The sequence below is a fragment of the Arthrobacter gandavensis genome, assembly GCF_015355785.1.
GTDB lineage: Bacteria > Actinomycetota > Actinomycetes > Actinomycetales > Micrococcaceae > Arthrobacter_B > Arthrobacter_B gandavensis_A.
The window spans coordinates 142475-164616 of sequence record NZ_JADKYW010000003.1; the positions used below are offsets into that span (position 1 = coordinate 142475).

General features: G+C 66.7%; 21 protein-coding genes and 1 riboswitch. Of the genes, 6 read left to right on the forward strand and 15 right to left on the reverse strand.

All coding sequences use genetic code 11. The annotated features are described in order from the left end of the window. Positions 1-124: 124 nt before the first annotated feature. Positions 125-1111 (reverse strand): DMT family transporter, encoded by a 987-nt coding sequence (locus ITX31_RS02105; RefSeq protein ID WP_194781836.1) that lies wholly within the window; start codon positions 1109-1111, stop codon positions 125-127. 113 nt (positions 1112-1224) lie between these two features. Between ITX31_RS02105 and ITX31_RS02110 the strand changes: the two genes are divergently transcribed. Then, positions 1225-1455, forward strand: a complete 231-nt coding sequence (locus ITX31_RS02110) for an RNA-binding S4 domain-containing protein (protein ID WP_194781837.1) — start codon at positions 1225-1227, stop codon at positions 1453-1455. A 13-nt stretch (positions 1456-1468) separates the two neighbouring features. On the opposite strand, the gene ITX31_RS02115 is transcribed toward ITX31_RS02110, so the two are convergent. After that, on the reverse strand, positions 1469-2122 hold the full coding sequence (locus ITX31_RS02115) for an alpha/beta hydrolase (protein ID WP_194781838.1): 654 nt from the start codon (positions 2120-2122) through the stop codon (positions 1469-1471). A gap of 73 nt (positions 2123-2195) precedes the next feature. On the opposite strand from ITX31_RS02115, the gene ITX31_RS02120 reads away from it, so the two are divergent. Then, positions 2196-3119 (forward strand): SGNH/GDSL hydrolase family protein, encoded by a 924-nt coding sequence (locus ITX31_RS02120; protein WP_416354770.1) that lies wholly within the window; start codon positions 2196-2198, stop codon positions 3117-3119. A 22-nt stretch (positions 3120-3141) separates the two neighbouring features. Here ITX31_RS02120 and metX read toward each other — a convergent pair whose 3' ends face one another. Together metX and ITX31_RS02130 are read right to left on the reverse strand one after the other, a co-directional pair. Then, on the reverse strand, positions 3142-4278 hold the full coding sequence (gene metX / locus ITX31_RS02125; protein WP_194781840.1) for a homoserine O-acetyltransferase MetX: 1137 nt from the start codon (positions 4276-4278) through the stop codon (positions 3142-3144). After that, the gene (locus ITX31_RS02130; protein WP_194781841.1) at positions 4275-5591 is read right to left on the reverse strand and encodes a bifunctional o-acetylhomoserine/o-acetylserine sulfhydrylase; all 1317 of its coding nucleotides are present in this window, start codon (positions 5589-5591) and stop codon (positions 4275-4277) included. Before ITX31_RS02130 ends, metX begins: the two co-directional genes overlap by 4 nt. A gap of 66 nt (positions 5592-5657) precedes the next feature. Beyond that, a riboswitch (SAM riboswitch) is annotated at positions 5658-5774 on the reverse strand. Positions 5775-5898: 124 nt separating this feature from the next. Between ITX31_RS02130 and ITX31_RS02135 the strand changes: the two genes are divergently transcribed. Then, positions 5899-6540 carry a VOC family protein gene (locus tag ITX31_RS02135; RefSeq protein ID WP_194781842.1) on the forward strand — a complete coding sequence of 214 codons (642 nt, stop codon included), beginning with the start codon at positions 5899-5901 and terminating at the stop codon, positions 6538-6540. A 142-nt stretch (positions 6541-6682) separates the two neighbouring features. Further along, positions 6683-7639 carry a hypothetical protein gene (locus tag ITX31_RS02140; protein ID WP_194781843.1) on the forward strand — a complete coding sequence of 319 codons (957 nt, stop codon included), beginning with the start codon at positions 6683-6685 and terminating at the stop codon, positions 7637-7639. 87 nt (positions 7640-7726) lie between these two features. Here the strand turns inward: ITX31_RS02140 and ITX31_RS02145 are convergent, their stop codons facing one another. Beyond that, positions 7727-9529 (reverse strand): glycoside hydrolase family 2 protein, encoded by a 1803-nt coding sequence (locus tag ITX31_RS02145; protein WP_194781844.1) that lies wholly within the window; start codon positions 9527-9529, stop codon positions 7727-7729. 7 nt (positions 9530-9536) lie between these two features. Beyond that, positions 9537-10316 (reverse strand): CPBP family intramembrane glutamic endopeptidase, encoded by a 780-nt coding sequence (locus ITX31_RS02150; protein WP_194781845.1) that lies wholly within the window; start codon positions 10314-10316, stop codon positions 9537-9539. Between the two features lie 152 nt (positions 10317-10468). Here ITX31_RS02150 and hutH point away from each other — a divergent pair, with 152 nt between their 5' ends. Continuing rightward, the gene (gene hutH / locus ITX31_RS02155) at positions 10469-12058 is read left to right on the forward strand and encodes a histidine ammonia-lyase (RefSeq protein WP_228528909.1); all 1590 of its coding nucleotides are present in this window, start codon (positions 10469-10471) and stop codon (positions 12056-12058) included. Positions 12059-12062: 4 nt separating this feature from the next. Continuing rightward, entirely contained in the window at positions 12063-12359 is a 297-nt protein-coding gene (locus ITX31_RS02160) for an acylphosphatase (protein ID WP_194781847.1), read from the forward strand. A 46-nt stretch (positions 12360-12405) separates the two neighbouring features. Here the strand turns inward: ITX31_RS02160 and ITX31_RS02165 are convergent, their stop codons facing one another. The 9 genes from ITX31_RS02165 to ITX31_RS02205 form a co-directional block, all read right to left on the reverse strand. Then, a complete protein-coding gene (locus ITX31_RS02165) occupies positions 12406-13299 on the reverse strand; it encodes a MurR/RpiR family transcriptional regulator (RefSeq protein WP_194781848.1) in 894 nt (297 codons plus the stop codon). Continuing rightward, complete coding sequence (gene murQ / locus ITX31_RS02170) at positions 13299-14246, reverse strand: N-acetylmuramic acid 6-phosphate etherase (protein ID WP_323745549.1); 948 nt, start codon at positions 14244-14246, stop codon at positions 13299-13301. The genes ITX31_RS02165 and murQ overlap by 1 nt, the downstream gene beginning before the upstream one ends. Next, a complete protein-coding gene (locus tag ITX31_RS02175; protein WP_194781850.1) occupies positions 14239-15144 on the reverse strand; it encodes an N-acetylglucosamine kinase in 906 nt (301 codons plus the stop codon). Before ITX31_RS02175 ends, murQ begins: the two co-directional genes overlap by 8 nt. Next, complete coding sequence (locus tag ITX31_RS02180) at positions 15134-16339, reverse strand: anhydro-N-acetylmuramic acid kinase (protein WP_194781851.1); 1206 nt, start codon at positions 16337-16339, stop codon at positions 15134-15136. The genes ITX31_RS02175 and ITX31_RS02180 overlap by 11 nt, the downstream gene beginning before the upstream one ends. After that, positions 16336-17850 (reverse strand): glycoside hydrolase family 3 N-terminal domain-containing protein, encoded by a 1515-nt coding sequence (locus ITX31_RS02185; protein WP_194781852.1) that lies wholly within the window; start codon positions 17848-17850, stop codon positions 16336-16338. Before ITX31_RS02185 ends, ITX31_RS02180 begins: the two co-directional genes overlap by 4 nt. Further along, on the reverse strand, positions 17847-18689 hold the full coding sequence (locus tag ITX31_RS02190; protein WP_323745550.1) for a carbohydrate ABC transporter permease: 843 nt from the start codon (positions 18687-18689) through the stop codon (positions 17847-17849). Before ITX31_RS02190 ends, ITX31_RS02185 begins: the two co-directional genes overlap by 4 nt. Next, positions 18686-19660 (reverse strand): carbohydrate ABC transporter permease, encoded by a 975-nt coding sequence (locus tag ITX31_RS02195; protein WP_194781853.1) that lies wholly within the window; start codon positions 19658-19660, stop codon positions 18686-18688. The genes ITX31_RS02190 and ITX31_RS02195 overlap by 4 nt, the downstream gene beginning before the upstream one ends. Before the next feature lie 12 nt (positions 19661-19672). Beyond that, the gene (locus ITX31_RS02200) at positions 19673-20950 is read right to left on the reverse strand and encodes a sugar ABC transporter substrate-binding protein (protein ID WP_194781854.1); all 1278 of its coding nucleotides are present in this window, start codon (positions 20948-20950) and stop codon (positions 19673-19675) included. Between the two features lie 287 nt (positions 20951-21237). Continuing rightward, entirely contained in the window at positions 21238-21996 is a 759-nt protein-coding gene (locus ITX31_RS02205) for a hypothetical protein (protein ID WP_194781855.1), read from the reverse strand. Between the last annotated feature and the right edge of the window lie 146 nt (positions 21997-22142).

Below are 22142 nucleotides of genomic sequence, written 5' to 3' on the forward strand. Positions count from 1 at the left end.
GGCCGCTGGGTGCGGTCCGCTTTTGATCCCGTTCCGCCTCGCTTCCCGGCGCGGAAGTGCGCAGGTGCGGGCCGGAGGGCAAAACCTATAGATACCAGCTTAAGGTCACGGCGGCGAAAGCCGGCTATCCGCGGCGCCGCCGCGTCCAGGGGCGGAATCCGGGCATGTTCCAGGGCAGCGTGGCCACCACGATCGCCACCAGGGTCAGGGCGGTGCCCAGGACCGTTGCGGCGACGACGACGGAGCCCGGGGCGGGGAGGAAGAGATCCAGCAGGAGGGACCCGACCAGCTGTCCGCCGATCAGGCCGAGGCTGGTGAGCAGGACGCCGAGGGTCTTCACCAGCATGGCGCTGATGCCAATGAAGATGCAGCCCATCACACCGCCCAGGTAGTACCACCAGGTGTCCGGCAGCGGATTGCCGAATCCGGAGACCGCTACCTTGACCAGCCACACCGCCAGCAGGGCGGTGAAGCCGGAGACGAAGTTCATCAGGGTTGCCGTGATGGGCGTGCCGTAGTGCATCCCGGTGGTGCCGTTCATGGCCTGCTGGAAGCTCATGGCCATGCCGGCGCTCAGCGGCAGGAGCACGGTCAGCAGCCAGTCGACGCCTCCGCCGCTGCCGGTGAGCTTGGGGCTCACGGCCCAGGCGACGGCGGCGATGGTCAGCACTGCGCCCACTACCCGCATGATGGTGAGGGTTTTCCTGCCGCCGGGTCCGATGCCCATGCGGTCCACCACCAGCCCGGTCAGCGTTTGCCCGGCCACCGTGGCGACAGTAAATACAGCAACCCCCAGTACTGCGATGGTCAGGGTCTGCGTAAGCACGAACCAGGCGCCGATCACGCCGGCCAGGATGTAGATCCGCGGAAAGCGCCTCTCCCGGAGGGCCGGAAGGATCTGCCGGACTCCGGCCCTGCCGCGCGGCAGCAAGGCGGTGACGAGGATCATCACGGCCAGCCCCACGCCGAAGCTCACCAGCGCGGCGGCGAGCGAATCGTCCAGGGCAACGCCCAGGGCACCGTTAATGCGGGACTGGGCGGGAATCGCCACCCCGGAGGCTAGGGCAAGGGGAAGACCGACGGAGGCGGGGATGCGGGCAGGCTGTGGCACCGTTTCACATTACTCCCGCTTCGGTGCCCTGCCCGTCCCCGCCCCGTTTCCCGCAGCCCGCGGCAGCCGGTCCCGTACCGGCGTCGTGCGATTTCTCCGGCAGAATAGGATCCATGAGCTCAACCGATCCCCAGGACCTGCCCATCCGCGACGACATGATCCGCCTTGGCCAGGCACTGAAACTCGCCAGTCTTGCCGAAGACGGCATCGAGGCCAGGGAGCTGGTGGAGAACGGCCTGGTGAAGGTCAACGGAGACATCGAGGAGCGCCGCGGACGGCAGCTGCACGCCGGAGACACCGTCGAAGTGAACGGCCAGGCCGTGCGGATCGTCTCCGGCGGGTAGTTTCTGCCGGCCCCTACCGGGAGCCGAGGACCGTGTGGGTGAGGAACTCCCGCACGTGTCCCAGTTCCTGCATGTTGATGCTGTGCCCCATGCCGGCGTAGAGCACCTTGGTCATCTTGGTATGGCCGTTCAGCCAGGCATGGGTGTATTCGATCCGCTCCGCGTCGATGACCGGGTCAGCCTGGTCCCGCCCCCAGAAGAACGGCACCTTGAGCGCCGCCAGCTCCTCGTCGTGGAAGAACCCGTTTCCTTCGGCCGGGACGACAAACCCGGAAAGCCCGACGACGGCGGCAAACTCCTCCGGCCGGTGGCGCATCAGCGTGCTGGCCACGGCCATTCCCATGGAGAAGCCGAGCAGGCTCACGATGGAGTGCTCTTCCCTGATTCCGTCCAGCCAGTCCGAGACGTCCTGGACTGCTGAGACCACCCGGTCCACCGAGTACTCCGGTTCGTGCATCAGCGGGAACCAGGAGTAGCCCGGCCCCAGTGCCCGGGGTGCGCGGACGGAGGCGATGGTGAACTCCTGCGGCAGGTACTGCGCCAGCCCCATGAGGTCTTCCTCGTTGGCCAGGTAGCCGTGGAAGAGGACCAGCAGCGGCGTTCCGGCGCGCTCTTCCTCCGGCTTGGAGAACAGCACAACAGGGTTCCAGGGAGAGTTGTTCGTCATGAATTCCATTCTGGCATGCGGCTCTTCCAACCTACGGTCGCGTAGCCAGGGCCCCAGGCGCAATCATGGTTCGGTGACCGAAAATGCCCAGCCTTCCTCCGCACCCACCGAACCGCAGAACCACTCCGAGCCGCCGGTGCAGCCTGACCAGCAGCAGGGACGCCCGGACCATCCCTTCAACCGCTACGTGGCGCTGGGCGACTCCTTCACGGAGGGAATCGGCGACCCGAGCCCGGAAAGCCCGGGCGGCCACCGCGGCTGGGCCGACCGGCTGGCAGAGGAACTCGCCGCCGGGCATGATGACTTCGCCTACGCGAACCTGGCCATCCGCGGACGCCTGCTGAACCAGATCGTTGCCGAGCAGGTCCAGCCTGCCATAGACCTGAAGCCGGACCTGGTGACCATCTGCGCCGGCGGCAACGACGTCATCCGCCCTGGCGGGGACCCTGACCGTCTTGCCGAAATCATGGACGGCACCATCGCGCGGCTGCGGGAAACCGGCGCCACGGTTGTGCTGTTCACCGGACCGGACATTGGAGCGACCCCGGTGCTGGGAAGCGTCCGCGGCCGGGTGGCCATCTACAACGAGAACCTGCGCACCGTGGCCATGCGGCACGACGCCGTCATCGCGGACATGTGGGCGCTGCGGGAGCTGAGCAACCAGCAGATGTGGGCACCGGACCGGCTGCACTTCTCACCGATGGGGCACCAGACCATCGCGGCCATGGTGCTGGAGACGCTCGGCGTCCCGCACACCCTCGAACCGGCGCGGGTGAAGGAACTGCCGGCCAAGAACTGGCGGACGGCACGCTCCGAGGACCTGTTCTGGGCCCGCGAGTACCTGATGCCGTGGGTGATGCGGCGGGTCCGCCGGCGCTCCTCCGGGGACGGGATCTCACCGAAGCGGCCGGACGCAGGCCCGTTCTTCGGACAGCGGATGCCGCAGGGTTCCTCCGAGGCTGCCGGCGCGGGGGCCGCGCCGGCCGGCCAGGGCTAGGTTTCTCCGAAGGCCCGGACGCCTAGCCGAAGAAGTCCTTCCGCAGCACGTCCTGGAGCTGGAGAACGTCGGTGAGGAACCCGTCGTGCCCAATGGGCGCGCTGATCAGGTGCACCCGGTTCTCGCCGGGAAGCGCGGCCGCCAGTTCATGGGACTGCTCCGGGAAGTACAGGCGGTCCGAGTCCACCGCGGCCACAAGGAACTCGGCCCGGGCAACGGCGAGCGCATCGCCCAGGCTGCCCCGGCCCCGGGTGACGTCGTGGCTCATCAGCGCCTCGGTGAGGATGATGTAGCTGTTGGCGTCGAACCTGCCGGCGAGCTTTGTCCCCTGGTGGTCCAGGTAGCTCTCCACCTGGTAACGGCCGCGCCCTGCCGGCAGCGCGGCACCGAGCGGGTCTTCCCCCGGCTGGGGTGCCCGGCCAAACCGGTACTGCAGTTCAGCCTCGGACCGGTAGGTAATGTGCGCGATCCTCCGCGCCAGGCCCAGTCCGGCCAGCGGAGCGCGGCCGTTGTAGTAGTCGCCTCCGTTGTAGTCCGGGTCCAGGCGGATGGCCGCCACCTGCGCCTGGGCAAAGGCGATCTGCTCACCGGTGCTTGCCGCCGTCGCCGCTATCACCGCGCACCGGGCCACCCGTTCAGGTTCCGTTACGGCCCATTCGAGTGCCCGTGCACCGCCCAGGGATCCGCCCAGCACCGTGTGCCAGCGGCGGATGCCCAGCTGGTCCGCCAGGCGCGCTTCGGCGTGCACGGAGTCCCGGATGGTCACGAACGGGAAGCGTGATCCCCAGGGCAGTCCGTCCGGATCCGCCGACGCCGGTCCGGTGGAGCCGTAGCAGCCGCCGACCATATTGATGGAGACAACAAAGAACCGGTTGGTGTCGATGGTCCGTCCCGGGCCAACCAGCCCGTCCCACCAGCCGGGCTCATCGGTGCTGCCCTGCGCTACGTGGGTGCTCCCCGTCAGCGCGTGCGGAATCAGGACGGCGTTGGAGGCGTCGCTGTTCAGCTCCCCCCACGTCTCGTAGCCCAGCACTACGTTGGGGAGGACGCTGCCGGTTTCGAGTTTCAGGTCACCGATCAGGGCGTACTGCAGCACCCCGTCAAGAACGCGGACGGGGTGCTGCGGTGCAGGCGGGTAGGTGGTCACGCTGTACTTCATGCTCCCTTTGCGGCGCGGAAACCGGCATCAAGGTCCGCGATGATGTCATCGATGTGCTCCAGCCCCACGGACAGGCGCACCAGTCCCGGGCTTACGCCGGCCGCCGCCTGGGCCTCAGCCCCGAGCTGGCTGTGGGTCGTCGACGCCGGGTGGATGACCAGGGAGCGGACGTCGCCGACGTTGGCCACGTGCGAGTGCAGCTCGAGCCCGTCGACGAAGCGCTTGCCGGCTTCCACGCCGCCTTCGATCTCAAAGGACACGATCGCTCCGGTTCCGCGTGGTCCGTACTTGCGTCCCCTCTCGTACCACGGGCTCGACTCAAGCCCTGCGTACGCAACCGAAATGACGTCGTCGTGCGCTTCAAGCCACCGCGCGACGGCGACGGCGTTCCCGACATGCCGCTCCACGCGCAGGCTGAGCGTTTCCAGTCCCTGGGCGAGGAGGAAAGCGTTGAACGGGGACAGCGCCGAGCCGAGGTCGCGCAGCAGCTGGACCCGGGCTTTGAGGATGTAGGCCAGGTTGGCGCCGAGGGCTCCGCCCGCACCGAGGTCCCGGGCGTAGACGAGCCCGTTGTAGCTCTCATCAGGAGTGTTGAAGCCGGGAAACTTCGCCGGGTCCGCCCCGAAGTCGAAGTTGCCGGAGTCCACGATCACGCCGGCGATCACGGTGCCGTGCCCGCCCAGGTACTTGGTTGCCGAGTGCACCACGATGTCTGCACCCCATTCGATGGGCCGGATCAGGTACGGAGTGGACAGGGTGTTGTCCACGATCAGGGGAATGCCTGCCTCATGGGCGACGGCGGAGATCCCCTCGATATCCAGGACGTCCTGGCGCGGGTTTGAAACTACTTCCCCGAAGAAGGCCTTGGTGTTGGGGCGGACCGCTTCGCGCCACTGGTCGAGGTTGTCCGGGTCGGCCACGAAACTGACGTCGATGCCGAACTTCTTGAGCGTGTGCTTGAAGAGGTTGTAGGTGCCGCCGTACAGGCTGGGGCTGGCCACGATGTGGTCCCCGGCCTGGGCAAGGTTGAGGATCGCGTACGTCTCAGCTGCCTGGCCGGAGGCGAGCAGCAGCGCTCCGAGACCGCCCTCCAGGGAGGCAATGCGGTTCTCCACGGCTTCCTGGGTGGGGTTGCCGATCCGCGTGTAGATCGGTTCAAGCTCCGCCAGTGCGAACCGGTTGGCTGCCGCTTCGGCGCTGGGAAAAACGAAGGACGAGGTTTGGTAGATGGGCAGTGCGCGGGCGCCGGTAACGGCGTCGGGCTCCTGACCTGCATGGATCTGGCGTGTTTCGAAGGACCAGTTGGCAGACATTGTGCTCCCTTTTGTAACCAGGGGCCCCACAGGGTCTGAGCCGGAATACACCGGAGCGACACGTGTGGCCCGCGCTTGCCGGTACGCCTGTTTGCGTACGGCCAGGTCTTCACCCGGGGCACCCCACCGCGGTTGGAGGGTTGCCGGCCAGCAAGCCGGGGCTATCTGCTGGCACTCATGACCTGTACCTATAGAACCAACGCTCCGGCCGTTGCGCAACCCATATGACGCAGCATGAAAGTGCTTCGTTACGCCGCTTAGGCTGGCCTTAGTCGAGACACAGGTCACAACATGCCAAGATGTTCGCATGCGCCTGGATCACGTCTCTTACGCCTGCGAATCCGACGGCCTGCTGGCCACGACGGAACGCATTGCTGCTGCCCTGGGAACCGGCTTCGTCAAAGGCGGAGTCCATCCCCGTTTTGGTACCCGCAACATGATCCTCCCGCTGGCCAACCACCAGTATGTTGAGGTTGTTGAAGTGCTGAACCACCCTGCCTCGGACAAGGCTCCCTTTGGGCAGGCTGTCCGTGCCCGCTCCGAAGCCGGCGGCGGCTGGATGGGCTGGTGTGTTGCCGTTGAGGACCTTGCTCCCTTCGAAGAACGCCTTGGCCGCTCCTCCGTGCCCGGCAACCGCAAGTTCCCCGACGGGCAGGAACTTACCTGGCGGCAGATCGGCATCAACGGCCTGATCGCCGACCCGCAGGTTCCCTACATGCTCCGCTGGGACGAGGACAAGGCGGACCTCCACCCCTCCCGCGCACTGGACGGCACCGTCTCGCTGCAGTCCCTCACCATCGCCGGGTCCGCCGCGCGTGTAACCGAGTGGCTGGGCATGCCCGTTGAAGAGCCGCTCGAGTCAGTGGACGTCACCTGGGTCTCCCCCAAGGGCACCCCTGGCATCATGTCCGTCACCTTTGCCACCGAGAATGGTCTCGTCGAGATCTAGTTCAGCCTCCGGTGCGCGGAAACGCTCCGGTTTGTGACGATCGCTCCGGTCCGAGGGTGACGGTTTGTCCCAAACCGGAGCGTTTTCCACATATCTGCCCCTGTTCGACGCTGCGTTGCCGCTGCGACCCCAGTATCGGGGCATGGAACCAGAGCTGATCCTGGCCGCCGACGCCGACGTATACGGTGGCGGGCGCCATTCCCTCGCTGCGCGTTGCCGCAAGGGCCGCATCGTGCGGCTACGGGCGGGGGTCTACGTGGATGCTGAAAGCTGGCATGCGCTGGCGCCCTGGGAACGCGAGCGGCTCAGGATCCGCGCAGCTGTGGCACAGGGCAGCCTGCCGCGGGTCCCGGTGCAGGAATCCGCGGCCATCATGTGGGGATTGCCCGTCCTTAGCCTTCCTCCGGAAGTGCTCATCCTCGCCGATGGCCCTTCCCATGGCCGACGCCGTGCCGGGATCCGGTGGACAGTCCGCAATCTGCTTGAACCCCTTGCCTCCGCGTCCGGACTGACTGTCACCTCGCGCGCCCAGACAGTCCTGGATATGGCTGCCTATCTGGAGTTCGAGGCAGCAGTGCCGGCTATGGACAAGGTGCTGCGGAGCGAGCCTCCCACTGGGCTGCCGGGCATCAGCAAGGAACACCTGCTGCGGCTGGCAGAAAACCTTCCGAACAGGACCAGGCTGACCCGGGCCGTCCACGTGATTGGTTTCGCCGATGCGCGCTCCGAGTCGGCTGGGGAGTCCTATTCCCGGGCGGTCATGCGCAGGCGGGGTTTTCCGCCGCCTGAACTGCAGCGTGAATTCATCACGGCTGAAGGACGCTTCCGAACGGATTTTTTCTGGCCGGAGCGGAACCTGGTTGGAGAGTTCGACGGGGCACTGAAATACGGCGGGGACAAGTCTGTGGCGGGGCCGCAATGGGACATCCTCCTAAAGGAAAAGCGGCGCGAAGATGCCATCCGGGCAACCGGTGTGGGGTTTGTGCGCTGGTCCTGGGCCGATATCTCAAGACCCGCACACCATCCGGGCTCCTTGGTACGGCGGCTCCTTCAGGCTGGGCTGCCGCTTCAAGAACCGTCCCGTCGGCGCCGGGACTGAGTTCCGCTCCGGTTTGTGCAGATCGCTCCGCCGCGCTGCGGAGCGATCTCCCAAAACGGAGCGGAAACCGGCAGCAGATTCGTCGGGCTACCCCGCGAAGGCCCGCTCCAGCTCCGCATTTAGGCCACGGACGACGGCGGGATCCATCTTGAGCACCCGGCGGTCGTAAGTGAGCAGGCCCTTGACCTCGTCCTCGACGTCGGTGAGCTGGGTGTAAACGGTGGCAGCCAGGCCTTCCCTCAGGGCCGGCTCGATCTGGCCGCGGTGCAGGGCCGTGTACGCCTTTTCCAGCTCTGCCTGGCTGTGCAGGGTTTTGCCGTACCCAAAGACCTTGCTGTTCCAGGTGTGTCCCTCCACGGGAAGGCTGAACCCGCCGTACTCGGAGAGGACGATGGCCCTCGGGTCCCGCTGCCACCGCCTGCGGATCCGGAACGGAACAGCGTAGACGTGCAGGCTCTTCGCGTCGCCGGCACCCTGGTCGTGCCAGCCGCTTGCATGGTCGATGCTGCGCGTTGAGTCCAGGGCCCGGAGCTCAGCGGCAACATCCGCGGCGTCGAACTGTCCCCAGCCCTCATTGAACGGCACCCACACCGCGATGCTGGGAACACTGCGCAGCAGCCCAACGGTCTCCCGCAGCTCCCGCCGGAATGCGTCCCGCCCGGAGGCGTCGCTGCGGCCGAACTTCGCGTAGCGGCGGTCGCTCCTGCTCCCCCGGCCCGGCAGCGGCACGGGTTCAGGCGCCCGCCCCTCCCCGATTCCGCCGTTCACCATGTCCTGCCAGACCAGCATGCCCAGGCGGTCGCAGTGGTGGTACCAGCGCAGCGGCTCGATCTTGATGTGCTTGCGCAGCATCGTGAAGCCCAGGTCCCTGGCCGTCTGGATGTCGAACACCATCGCCTCATCCGACGGCGGCGTGTACAGCCCGTCCGGCCAGTAGCCCTGATCCAGCAGGCCGGAGTGCAGGTATGGTTTGCCGTTGAGCAGCAGGCGCCTGTGTCCGGCAGAATCCGTGCCGGTGCCGAACGTCCGCAGCCCAAAGTAGGACCGGACCTCGTCCTCGCCCAGCCGCACCCGGACGTCGTAGAGGAACGGATCCTCGGGTCTCCACAGCCGCGGTTCGGGCAGGGCCAGCCGGAACGGCTCCCCGGGCATGAAAGCGGCCGCGGCCACTTCCGTCCCGCCGGCAAAGACCGCCGCCTGGCCGGGCAGGTCCGGCAGGTCCCGCCCCGCCGCCGGGTCCATCCCAGCCCCGGCACCGTCAAGGAACACCGTGATTTCGACGCCGTCGAGCGAGTCCAGCGGTGTCAGCACCACATCGCGGATCCAGGTTTCCGGGACCCGTTCCAGCCACACCGTCTGCCAGATGCCGGACTGCGCGGTGTACCAGATCCCCCCGCGCTCCAGCTTTTGCTTGCCGCGCGACGCCCCGTTCGAATCGCTCCCGTCCAGCACGCGGACCATCAGTTCCTGTTCCGCCGAACCGCCTTCCAGCAGCTCGGTGACGTCAAGGACGAACGGGAGGTAACCGCCGTCGTGCGTTCCTGCCTCCCGCCCGTTGACCATCACGGTGCAGTGCTGGTCCACGGCCCCAAAGTGCAGCAGGATGCGGCCTCCCGCACGCTCCGGCACTGCGAACGGGCGCCGGTACCAGAGCGCCTGGTCCGGCTGCAGCTGGCGTTCGACGCCGGAGAGCGGTGCCTCGGGCGAGAACGGCACCAGGATCCGGCCGTCCCAGGACTGCGGCGGATCCGCCCGGGCCGCGGGGGTGATGGCGTAGTCCCAGTATCCGTTGAGGTTCAGCCAGTTTCCGCGCACCAGCTGGGGACGCGGATATTCGGGCAGGACGTTCTGCGGATTCAGGGCTTCGCCCCAGGGTGTCAGCAATGCCATGAAGGCGTCAGTCTCCAATTCCAATAGCGGATCCGAACAGGGCGAACCCCACGAACCCGGCGATGTCCACCAGGGCGTGGGCGATGACCAGCGGCATCACGCGCTTCGTCTTGTAGTAGGCATACCCGAACAGCAGCCCCATCAAGAAGTTGCCGATTCCCGGGCCGATCCCCTGGTACAGGTGGTAGCTGGCCCGGATGAGGGCGCTGGTGAGGATCATGGCCGGCGCCGACCAGCCCAGGGCACGCAGCCGGGTGAAGAGGTAGCCCACTACGATCACCTCTTCCAGGACGGCGTGCCGCATCGCCGAAAGCACCAGGACCGGCAGGGTCCACCAGTACATGTCCAGGGCCGCCGGAACGATCGCGGTGGTAATGCCCACCGCCCGGCCCGCGGCGTAGACACCGAACGTTCCCGCCCCGATCACAGCGGCAAGCCCCAACCCCAGACCGAAGTCCGGCACCGGCCGGGAGAACGTGAAGCCGATCCGCCGGAACGCTGACCGGCCCGGCTCGGTGAGCAGGAAGAGGACCAGCGCCACCGGAACCAGCGAGAAGAAAATGCCCAGCAGCTGGTACACCAGGTCGAAGACCGCCCGGTCATCCAGGACCGGGTTAAGCGTGGTTGTTTGGCCCTGCAGCGGTCCCTGCGTCATCTTGTCCAGCAGCCGTACGACGGCGTACACACCCGACTGGCCCAGGGACAGTCCCAGCACAATCAGGATTTCGGCCCTGAGCCTGCGCCGCGTCCAGGCGTCGGGTACGGCGTCGGCAGGGGCGGAAGGCATGTGCCTATTGTGCCTGATCGGTTTCCCGGCCGCTGGTCACGCACTTGCGGTTCACGACCAAGTGCATTTCACTGGTTGAAATGCCAGTACCACCGTGCGGCATTTCCTCGTTCGACGGAGAGCGTCGACGGTACACAGACAAGGATGACGTCTTGGTTCTTTCTTCCCGGGGTTCAGCTTCGAAGACGGTCCTTGGCGTGGAGGTTGGAACGGGTCCGCTGGATTCCGCAGCGGTTGTTGCCGTGGCCCGCATGGACGCTCCGGTTGCCCTGAGCGCAGAGTCGCTCGCCGCGATGGCAGCCTCCCGGGCTGTCATCGAATCGCTGGCCGCCGATTCAAAACCGCACTATGGAGTCTCCACCGGCTTCGGTGCCCTGGCGACCAAGCAGATACCGCCCACCCAGCGAACCGTTCTGCAGCGCTCGCTGGTGCGCAGCCACGCGGCGTCGTCCGGCCAGGAAGTGGACCGCGAGGTGATCCGGGCCCTGATGCTCAAGCGGCTCTCCACCCTCGCCACCGGCCGCACCGGCGTGCGTCCCGCAGTCGCCTCGGCCTACGCTGCGCTGCTTAATGCCGGCATCACCCCGGTGGTCGGCGAATACGGCTCGCTCGGCTGCTCAGGCGACCTGGCGCCGCTGTCCCACTGCGCGCTCGCCCTGATGGGCGAGGGCAGGGTGCGCGACGCCGCTGGCCGGGAAATGGACGCGTCGGCGGCACTGGCGGCGGCCGGCCTGGAGCCCCTTGAGCTGCAGGAAAAAGAGGGACTGGCGCTGATCAACGGGACGGACGGGATGCTTGGCATGCTCACCCTCGCCATCGCTGACCTGCACCGGCTGCTGACCACGGCGGACGTCGCCGCTGCGATGAGCGTTGAGGGCCTGCTGGGCACGGATGCCGTATTCGCCGCGGACCTGCAGGCCCTGCGTCCGCAGCCGGGCCAGGCCGAGTCGGCGGAGAATATCCGTGCCGTCCTTCGCGGATCGGTTCTGGTGGAGGAGCAGAAGACCGGCGAGTTCACCCGCGTGCAGGACGCGTACTCGCTGCGCTGCGCACCGCAGGTCCACGGCGCTGCCCGGTCCACCCTGGCCCACGCCGAGCATGTCGCGGCCTGCGAGCTGGCCTCCGCGGTGGACAATCCCGTGGTGACTCCCGACGGCCGGGTGGAGTCCAACGGCAACTTCCACGGAGCACCGGTAGGGTACGTCCTGGATTTTCTGGCCATCGCCGTCGCGGATGTCGCATCCATGAGCGAGCGCCGCACGGACCGGTTCCTGGACCGCAACCGAAGCCATGGCCTCAACGCGTTCCTTGCCGAAGACCCGGGCGTGGACTCCGGCCACATGATCGCCCAGTACACCCAGGCCGGAATCGTCTCTGAGCTCAAGCGCCTAGCCGTGCCCGCGTCGGTGGATTCAATCCCCTCATCCGCCATGCAGGAAGACCATGTGTCCATGGGCTGGGCTGCCGGGCTGAAGCTGCGCAAGGCCCTGGACGGGCTGACCCGGGTGCTGGCCGTTGAGATACTCACCTCGGCGCGAGCCCTGGATATGCGCGACGGCGGTGTCCACGCGTCCCGAAGCGCACCTGCCATCACCGCAGTGCGGACAGCCCTTCGCGCTGCCGTTCCCGGACCTGGACCTGACCGCTGCCTGGCTCCGGAAATCGAGGCCTGCAGGCTTGCTGTGGCGGACGGTTCCCTGCTCGCGGCAGCTGGTTCGGCACTGCAGGGTCCGTTATCCTGAAGCCATGACGGTCCAGGACCCCAGCCCTCCCCGACGCCGCCTGACGGCACGGATTACCGGTCAGGTCCAGGCAGTTGGTTTTCGGTACCGTACGCTGCAGCAGGCCACCCGCCTCGGCCTCACCGGGGTGGTGTCAAATCACTGGGACGGGTCGGTCCGGCTCATTGCCGAAGGCGCCCAGGACCAGGTGGAGCAGCTGCTGCGGTGGCTGCAGTCACCGGCAGCACCCGGCAGCGTAGACGGCGTGGAGGCCGTTCAGAGCGAGGCCACCGGCGAATTCCCGGACTTCCGGACCGCCTAAGCGGGCCCATCGGAGAGATGCGGCTTGAGGGGGCGTTTTTGCAGCGTTAACTGGCGCTGCGGCCGCGCCGTGAGACTTCCTGGTCTGCGCGGTGCCGGATGACTGCCTCCCGGGTTCGGCTGAGCGAATCGTTCATGGTGTCGAACAGACTCTGCGCCAGGCGCACGAACAGTACATCGGTCACGGCAAGCTGGGCCGTACGGCTGGCCGTTGCCCCGGAGCGGAAAGCATGTTCACGGACATGTGTCGTGAGGAGGATGTCGCACAGTTCCGCCAGCGGCGAGCCTGCGTCGTTGGTGAGTCCCACCGTGGTTGCCCCGGTGTGCCGGGCTTCCTTCAGAAGTCCCAGGATCTCCGGGGTTACACCGGAGTGCGAGATGCCAATGAACACTCCCCCCGGGCGCAGCAGGGCAGTGGAGGAAAGGGCCAGGTGCACGTCGGCGTGGTGTGAGCTGCGGCGGCCAATGCGCTGCAGCTTCATGTTCAGGTCATGTGCGGTGAGACCGGATGAGCCGAAGCCTGCGACCACCACATCGGGCGCCTCGGCCAGCGCGTCGCGGGCCCGGTCTACGGCTGCAAGGTCCAGTTCGCGCAGGGTGTGCTCGATCGCCTGGGTTTCCTGGAAGAGCACTTTCGCGGCGACGTCCGCCACGGTGTCCGCGGGATCGATGTCGCCGGTGGAGATGTTCGAACGGTCGAGGTCCGCCTGGTCACGGCTGGTGGTTCCCACCAGGTCGAACCGGAACTCGCGGTATCCTGAGTAGCCAAGCCCCTGGCAGAAGCGGGCCACCGTTGCCGCGGACGTGCCGCAGAGCTCCGCCATACGGGTGATCGGATTGTCCACCACGATGCGCGGGTCTGCCAGGATGGCGCTGGCAACTTTCGCTTCAGCCGCGCTGAAGCGGTCCAGTGATCCCTGGATCCTGGTCAGGGCGCGCATCAGGCCGCCCTCGCCTCGGCAATGGCCGGGCGCAGGAATCCACCGTTTGCCTCCAGGGCTGCGACGGCGGCATGTGCCGGGATGCCTGCCTCAAGTGAAAGGATCGCTGCCTTGACCCACCCGCCGCTGGACCGGAGTGCCGCTGCGGCTGCCTCGGGCCCGGCGCCCGTGGCCAGCATGACGGTGCGCTCGCTGCGGGCACGCAGCTTCTCGTTCGTAGCCCGAAGATCAACCATGAGGTTACGGTAGACCTTGCCCGCCCGGATCATGGCGCCTGTGCTCAGGGTGTTCAGCACGAGTTTCTGCGCCGACCCCGCTTTGAGCCGCGTCGATCCGGTAAGCAGTTCGGGCCCCACCTCCGTTTCAATGCCCACGTGCGCCGCCGCGGCGATAGCCGAGTTCGGGTTACAGGCATGTGCAACCGTGAAGGCGCCCCGCTCCCGTGCACGCTGCAGGGCGCCGACCACGTAGGGCGTCCGTCCGGAAGCAGAGATACCTACCAGGGCGTCGTCCGGGCCCACATCCAAGGCATCGACGTCGCGTGCACCGGCGCTCGAATCGTCCTCCGCGTTTTCGACCGCTGTATGGATTGCGCCGGGCCCGCCGGCGATCCGGCCGACAATTACGTCTTCCCCGATCCCGAAGGTGGGCGGCGCCTCGCTCGCGTCCAGGATCCCCAGGCGTCCGGCAGTGCCGGCTCCGATGTAGATCAGACGCCCGCCGCGGGCCATGCCCGCAACAATGCCGTTCAGCGCCGCCGTGATCCGGTCCGCCTGAGCAGCTACCGCGTCGGCTACCGCACGCTCGCTTTCGATCATGGCGTGCACGAACTCGGTGTCGGTCAGCAGGTCCAGGTCCGGATAGCGTTCACCGACCATTTCGGTGGGCAGGGTGCCTAGGAATTCACGCAGGTGCGCCCGTTCCCCGGGCTGTGTCTGGTCATCCACGGATAATCCTCTCTTCGTACCCGAGATCGGTCCGCGCGGTGATGAGCGCGGCACCGTCAAGGGCGTTCCCCAGCGGGGCGATGATGGTGATGCCGGCATTGGCAAACGCCTTGGCCAATTCGGCCGAAAAATATGGATGCGAGGTCACGCCGCCCCACACGGCCAGCTCGGCGGCGCCGGAGGCACGGGCGGTTCCGGTGAGCGCGCTGCAGGCCCGGCGCACGACGTCGCGGGCCACCGGATCGCCGTCGGCCGCAGCCTCGAGCACATCGGGTGTGAAAAGTCCCAGCCGGCGGGCGGGATTTCCTCCGGCTGCCACCCACGCCGGAAGGGCCGTCAGGTCCCCGGCCAGGACCGCAGCCCTGGCCGTCAGCGCGGTGTGCGGTCCGCGGCCGTCGAAGGCACGCAAGGCGGCTGCAAGCCCTTCCTGCCCGATCCAGCGGCCGCTGCCTTCGTCTCCGAGCCACGGCCCCCACCCGTCAAACTGGGCGGTGGCACCGTCCTCGGCGACAGCGTAGGCTATGGCACCTGTTCCAATGACGAGGATGACTCCAGGGCCGCCGGCGAAGGTACCGGCGTGTGCCGCGAGAGCGTCGTTGATAAGGGCAACCGGGGCACCTGTGAACTCACGGACTTCGCTGGCCAGCTGCCGTGCGGCACCGCGGTCCGCTTCCACGCCCGCAGCGCCGATCCCTACTCCTGCCAGGGCTGCCAGCCGTTCAGGGGGAAACCGGTCATACACGTTGCGGATCGCCTGCACTGACAGTGCCGGCGCATCTGCTATCCCGGGGGCACCCGGGCCGCTGTGCTCCGCGATAGTCCCTTCTGCGTCAAAGAGCCGCATACGGCAGGAGGTCTTGCCCAGGTCCACGGCCAGTCGGCTCGGTTTAGTTCCCAAGCTGCCCTCCGGTATCGAGGGAAGCCCGCAGGCTCAGCCGGCGGATGCCCTGCAGCGGCACCGGCAGGGTGATTCCACGGGGGCCGGGAGTGATAGTTCCGGCGATCCGCGAGACCCCTTCCACAAGGGTGGAGGGGATGCCGTGCCACGAACAGAACCCAAGGAAGGCGAACAGCAGCGACTCCTTGAACCTGGGATCGATTCCCACCTCCTCGCTGCTTTGCAGCGCCACCCCGGTCCGGGCGAGCACTGCGTCAAGCTCGCGCATCAGCGCGGGGTTGTGGACACCGCCCCCGGAGGCAACCAGGGTGTGAACGGATGGTGCGGCGCGGTGCAGCGCGTCCGCCACGGTGACTGCCGTGAATCTGGCCAGGGTCGCGAGCTGGTCCGGCAGCCCAAGACGCACCCCCGCAGTTTCTTCGGCGGATGCCAGGCAAGCCAGGGTGAAGGTCTCGCGGCCCGTGCTTTTGGGCGCGGGCCGGCCTAGATAGGGATGCTCCAGCAGGGCGGCCAGAACACCGTCATGCACCGCGCCCCGGGCAGCCAGCTCCCCGTCACGGTCGAATCCAAGCCGCCCGCCGGTCTCCCGCGCAACGCTCGCATCCAGGAGGACGTTCGCGGGGCCGGTATCGAAGGCCAGGGCGGTGCCGTCGCTGCACAGGATCTGAAGGTTTGCGATGCCGCCAAGGTTCAGGGTTGCTGTATGGGACGCCGGCCCAAAGAAGGCTGCATCGAAGAGGCCCATGAGCGGTGCGCCCTGCCCTCCTGCGGCAATATCGGCGGCCCGAAGATTCGCGAGCACGGGGCAGCCCGCTGCCTCGGCTATCCACGCAGGTTCCCCCAGCTGGAGGGTGGCCAGGGCGCGGCCGTCCTGGACCCAGTGGAAGACGGTCTGGCCGTGGGAGACAACCAGATCAGGTATGACACCGCATTCGGCTGCCGCGGCGCTGGCCGCCGCCGCGAACCCCTGGCCGATTGCGGTGGTGAGGGCAGTGTGGGCTCCGGCGTCGAGGGCGGCCCCGTCCGCGTAGGACAGAATCCGGGACCGCAGCTCCGGATCCCAGTCCAGCGTGCGGGTCAGCAGCGGCACCATGGCGAGCTCAGGCGTAAGCGGGTCACCGCTGGCCTCGGCCTGGACCAGGGCAACGTCGATCCCGTCCGCGCTGGTACCGGACTGCAAAGACAGGATAATCACGCGGACGCCTCCCCGTAGACCAGCCCGGCAACGATGCCGGCGCTCAGTGCGGAACTGGCCCGAGCATCAATCCGGTCCAGGCGGTTGGCGAACCCGGGTTCCGGCGCCACTCCAACGTTGACGACGACGGCGTCCGGGCGCAGTGCCGCAATCTCCTCGAGAGCGTCCCGCTGGGGCCCGGGTACGCCGATCCGGTCTACCAGGACAATCACGTCTGCGTCCGGTTCAAGGCCCCGGAGGTTATCCGCCCAGGCCTGCGGCGCCGTCACGGGCAGCAGGGCAAGAACCGCTCGGCGTGACGCGAAGGCCCGCCGGAAGGCATCCGATTCCGCCGCGACGGCCAGGGTGGCCCGCGCCCGCAGGTCCACCAGCGCCAGCCGCCCCGCCGAACGTGCCACGGTGCCGCTGACATCGATTCCCGGGGCGGCTCCGGCGGCCCAGTCCGGCTCCGCGGTCTCTGTCATCGCCAGGTCCCGGGATGGTTCAAGATCAGCCGCCAGCGTCCTTACCCGGGCTGCGGCCTGCTCCAGCTGCTCAAGGAAGAGCTCTCCCGAGGCCACCGCCGCGAGCAGCGCGTTCCGGACCACGAGGTAGTCCTGGCAGTCGGCGCCCGCTTCATCCGTGTTGCCTGGGTTGGTCCGCGGGTTGCCGATGCACAGCAGGTCCGCACCGGCCCGGATCGCGGCGACAGCTCCGGCACCCATGCCGATGCCTTCGCGGATAGCTGCCATATCCAGTGCATCGGTGACAATGACGCCGCTGAACCCGATGGCACGCAGCTTGCCAAGGATTACGGGGTTAAGTGTGGCCGGGGCATCACCCCAGCCCGGCACCCGGATATGGGCGGTCATGACCGCGCGGACGCCTGCGCTTACGGCGGCACGGAACGGTTCGAAGTGGATCTCTTCAATCTCGCCGGTCGCCAAACGCAGTTCGGGCAGCGCCAGATGCGAGTCCGTGTGCGTGTCACCGTGGCCCGGAAAATGCTTGGCGCAGGCCGCTACCGCGCCGGACGCCTGGATGCCGCGGACTGCGGCGGCGACGTGGGCAGCAACACCACGGGGCTCTGCCCCGAAGGACCGCACACCGATCACAGGGTTGGCGGGGTTGGTGTTGACGTCCGCCACCGGCCCCAGAACCAGGTTGATCCCGGCAGCGGCGGCCCGCACCGCAAGGGCGGCACCTACCGAGGTGCTCAGGCCCATGTCCCCCGCCTGTCCCAGCTGTGCAGGGCCAGGCAGGGTGGAGCCGTGTTCGGCCTCGAGGCGGGTCACCGTCCCGCCCTCTTCATCGGCGGCAATGATCGCACTGGGCCGGCGGGAGCGGATGGCTGCCGAAAGCCGCGCGGTGTCCGGGGAGATGTTCTGGCCGAAGTACACAACTCCGGCCAGGCCGTCGTCGAGGGCCTCAGCAAGCCACTGCGGAAGATCGGTGCCGAAGAAACCGGGCAGGATCACACCGTTGACGGCTTCCAGGATTCTCCGGTCCGGGACCTGCGTCGGGGCGCTCATCCCTTGACCGCCCCTGCTACGAGACCTGACGAGAGCCGGCCCTGCACCACGATGAAGAAGATCATGACCGGGAGGGTGATCAGCGTGGATGCGGCCATGACGCTGCCCCAGTCGTTTGAGTTCTCCCCGAAGAACTGCTTGAGGCCAATGGCCACCGTATAGTTCTCGCTGGCGCCGCCGAGCAGGGTCATGGCGAAGATGAATTCGTTCCACGCCGTGATGAAGCTGAAGACACTGGTAGCGACCAGGCCGGGCATCACCAGCGGCAGCATGACCGAGCGGAACATCCGCCACCAGCTCGCCCCGTCCAGGAACGCCGCTTCCTCGAGTTCCACCGGAACGGCAGCCACGAAGCCGCGCAGCATCCAGATGCCGAAGGGAAGCGAGATGGTGATGTAGACGATGATGAGTCCCAGCAGGGTGTTGAGCAGCTGCAGGTCACGCACCTGGACGAACAGCGGGATTACCAGGGCTTCCAGCGGGACCATCTGCACTACCAGGATCATGAGCAGGACCGCCGTGCGGAACTTGAATCGAAAGCGGGCTACGGCGACGGATGCGAGCAGGGACAGGACGGCGCTGCACAGAACCACTGCTGCCGCGACCATCAGCGAGTTGCGCAGGAAGCGGGCGAAGCCGCCGTCGCTCAGGACGAAAGTGAAGTTCTCCAGCGAAAGTTTGGAGGGGAGCAGTCCCTGGGAGCCGCTCGCCGCGTTGGCATCGAAGGCGCTGGACATCATCCAGTAGACCGGAAAGAGAGTAAAGACCAGCAGCGCGGCTACCAGCACGGCCAGGATCGAATTGCGGCGGACACGCGCGCCGGTGGACCGAGCGCTCACAGCTCTTCCTCTTTCATCAGGACGCGGATGTACACGATGGTTACGGCCAGCAGCACCAGGGTCAGCAATACGGCTATCGCGGAGCCGAACCCGTACCGGTTCTGGCCGAACGATTCAACATAGGACCAGACGCCCAGGTTGAGCACGCTGCGGTTGGTGCCCGAGCCGCCCGGCATGAGGTAGACCTGCCCAAAGACCTTGAAGTCCCAGATGGTGGACAGGATGATCACCACGGTGAAGACCTGGCGGAGCGAGGGAAAAGTAATCTGGAAAAACCGGCGGAACGCGCCGGCTCCGTCCATGGCGGCGGCCTCCAGCATCTCCTTGGAGACGCCAAGCAGGCCGGCCAGCACCGTGATGGCAACAAACGGGAAACCGTGGTGCACCACGTTGATCAGCACGATCAGATAGAACGTCCAGCGGTTCGTGAACCAGTTGAAGGGCTCGTCCATCAGCCCCGCGCCCATGAGCAGCTGGTTGACGATGCCGTTGTCCGCGTCGAAGATCCACACCCAGACGTAGGTTCCCGTCACGGCGGGCATGGCCCAGGCAACCATGATGGCGCTGCCCACAACCGTGCGCCAGAACTTGCCGAGGTTGCTCATCAGCAGGGCCACCAGGGTTCCCAGCACGACTGTGCAGAACACGGCAGCGACGGCGAAGGCCACGGTATTGGGCAGCACAACCGTCCACAGCTGCCGGTCGCTGAGTGCCTCGCTGTAGTTCCCGGCACCTATGAAATTCGTATCCCCGCTGACAATCTGGCGAAGCCCGTAATCCTGGAAGGAAAACATCAGCACGCGGATGAGCGGCCAGAGGAGCAGTGCTGCCAGGACTATCAGCGCCGGTGCAAGCAGGAGCCACGGCCGCGATGCTGCGGCGGCGGCGCGCTTGCGGCGGCGTGGGCCTCCGGCTCCCGCCGGAGAGCTGGTGCTCCCGGAGGCAGCCGGAGACTTTACCGTGGTGGTCATGGGTGCGTCTGCCTACTTCTCGTTGAGGATGCTGGTCATCTCACTGGCCGCGTCCGCAGTAGCCTGCTCCACTGTCTTTTCTCCGGAGAGGATCGACTGGATCATGGTGTTGGTGGTTTTCTTGGCCTGGACTGCACCAAAGCGCGGGGTGACCGGCAGGTATGCCCCTGCATCTACCATCTGGTCGGCGAAGGCCTGCGTGATCTCATCGGCGTCAGCAACCGTAGCTTCCAGGGCCGAGGTTTCTCCCGGGAAGTAGCCGCTCTGCGTTGCCCACTCGGCAGCGAAGTCACCCGTGGTCATGAGGTCAATGAACTCCCATGCCAGGTCCTTGTTCTCGCTGGACTCAAACATGGACAGATGCGAACCGCCGAGCATCGAGGGGCTGTACCCGCCCTCCGGGCCGGGAATGGCGAAGGATCCGATCTTCCCCTCAAGTTCCGGGTTCTTCTCGAGGATGGCGGAAGGGGTCCAGGAACCCATCATTGCCATGCCAACCTTGCCCTGCGCAAAGTTGTCCAGGATGTCGGTTTCCTTCCACGTGGTGGCACCGGTGGTGGAGGCACCGTCCTTCAATGCCAAATCCGTGTAGAACTGGATTCCGTCGCGGGCTTCCTTGCTGTCCAGTCCGGAGGTCCAGGTGTCTCCCGACTGGGTTGCCACCTCTCCCCCGTTGCCCCAAACCCAGGGATAGGTGAGGTTTTCCGCGTCGCCGGCCACCGGGAACGGGATGATTTCCGGGTTGCTTTCCTTCAGGGCCAGGGCTGCATCCCGGAACTCGTCCCAGGAGGTGGGCACCGCGATGCCGGCAGCATCAAAAAGGTCGGTCCGGTACACCATGGAGCGCACTCCCGCGTACCAGGGCATGCCGTAGAGCGTGTCATCCAGCTTGCCGGGCTCCAGCAGCCCCTCGACGAGCTTGCCGTCCAGTCCCGCTTCACTGACATAGTCACCGATCGGCGCAAGGGCGCCGGATTCGGCGAATTCGGCAGTCCAGGTGCTGCCCGTCTCAGCGACGTCCGGGGTGGTGCCGCCCGCAATAGCCGTTACAAAGCGGTCGTGTGCGTCCGCCCACTGCACCATCTCCACATTCAGGGTGGCGCCGGTGCGCTCGGTGAAGGCCTCCCCTGCGCGTTCGAAAAAGTCCTCGGACTCAGCGTTGGTGCCCTGCATGATCCAGACGTTGAGCGTTTCACCGTCCCCGCTGCTGCCGCTGCTGCCTGCTGAACAAGCACTCAAACCGAGTGCGGCCGTCGCCAGGATGGCGAGTGGCAAGTGACGCTTCTTCATTGAAGTCTCCTCATACGTGGCGAATGCCCGGAACGGGTCTGAAAGAAGTATTCACGCAACTGCAATGTTGCGCAAGTAACTTTCATAAACTTTCCAAGTCCGGACATGAAGAACGCCGGCAGACTGTGGGGTTGGTTGGGGGGAACAACCCTAGTCTGCCGGCGCCGGATAGTTCACTACGCTATCCATTCATCACTCGCACCCTTATGAGGTACTAACTACGTTAGGACGGCGGTCTGAAAAGCTCCTGTCAGCAAGCTGGCAACTTCCTGAGAGTGGCCGGAAACCTACGCTGCGCGCTTCATGTCCTGGACTGCCGGAGGCGGGCCCTGGGCCTCGCCGCCGGCCCGGCTGCCCGGCCGAACGGCGGATGGAACCGGTTTCCCGGCAGCCGGACCCGAAGCCAGTTTGCCGGCCTCGGCCGGACGCGGTTTGCTGCTTTTCTTCTTTTTCGCCGAAGCTTTCTTGTTCACCACGGACTTTCCGGCGGACGGATTCTTCCCGGCCGCACCCTTCCCGGCGGCCGGAGCCGCAGCAGGCGTGCCGGCGGCAGCCTCGGACAACGCGGCGGCGGGAGCTGCCGCGGCGCCCTCCTTGCGGCCCAGCAGTTCGCGGGAAGATGCTGCCTCAGCTCCAGGTTCGCGGAAGACCGGGGCGGCGGCAGCAACCTGCCGGGAGTCCGCGGACCACGCAGATACCGCCGGACGGGCTCCCGGACGCGCCGGCGTCAGAGCGGCACGGATTTCTTCGGCAGCAAACCGGGTCGCATCAATGAACGCAGCCGCGGCCGCGTCTTCGGGTGCATGCTCAGCACGGCGGACTGCCGAGCGCTTCAGCAGCCGGTAAGCAGCGGATGCCACCACCACGATGGCCACACCCGTTCCATACATCATGGCCAGGGACAGGGCCAGGGAAGTCGTCCCGCCGGAGAAGGAGCCGTACCCCGCCACCGCCAGGACAAGCCACACCAGGCTCACTGCGGTAATGACGGAACGGGCTTTGACGTAGAAGGGGCGCTGCTGCACGCCCGCTAGCTGCGGCGGCATGATTTCTGGCACTGACGAGACCTCTCAAAAGCACAAACAGCAGGACTGGAAATAGGAAATTGGCCGGAGCCGGCCTGCCCTTCAACTGTAGGTTTCTCCGGCACTCTGATTGACCATTCCCGCGCCGTTTCTGCGATTCGTTACCC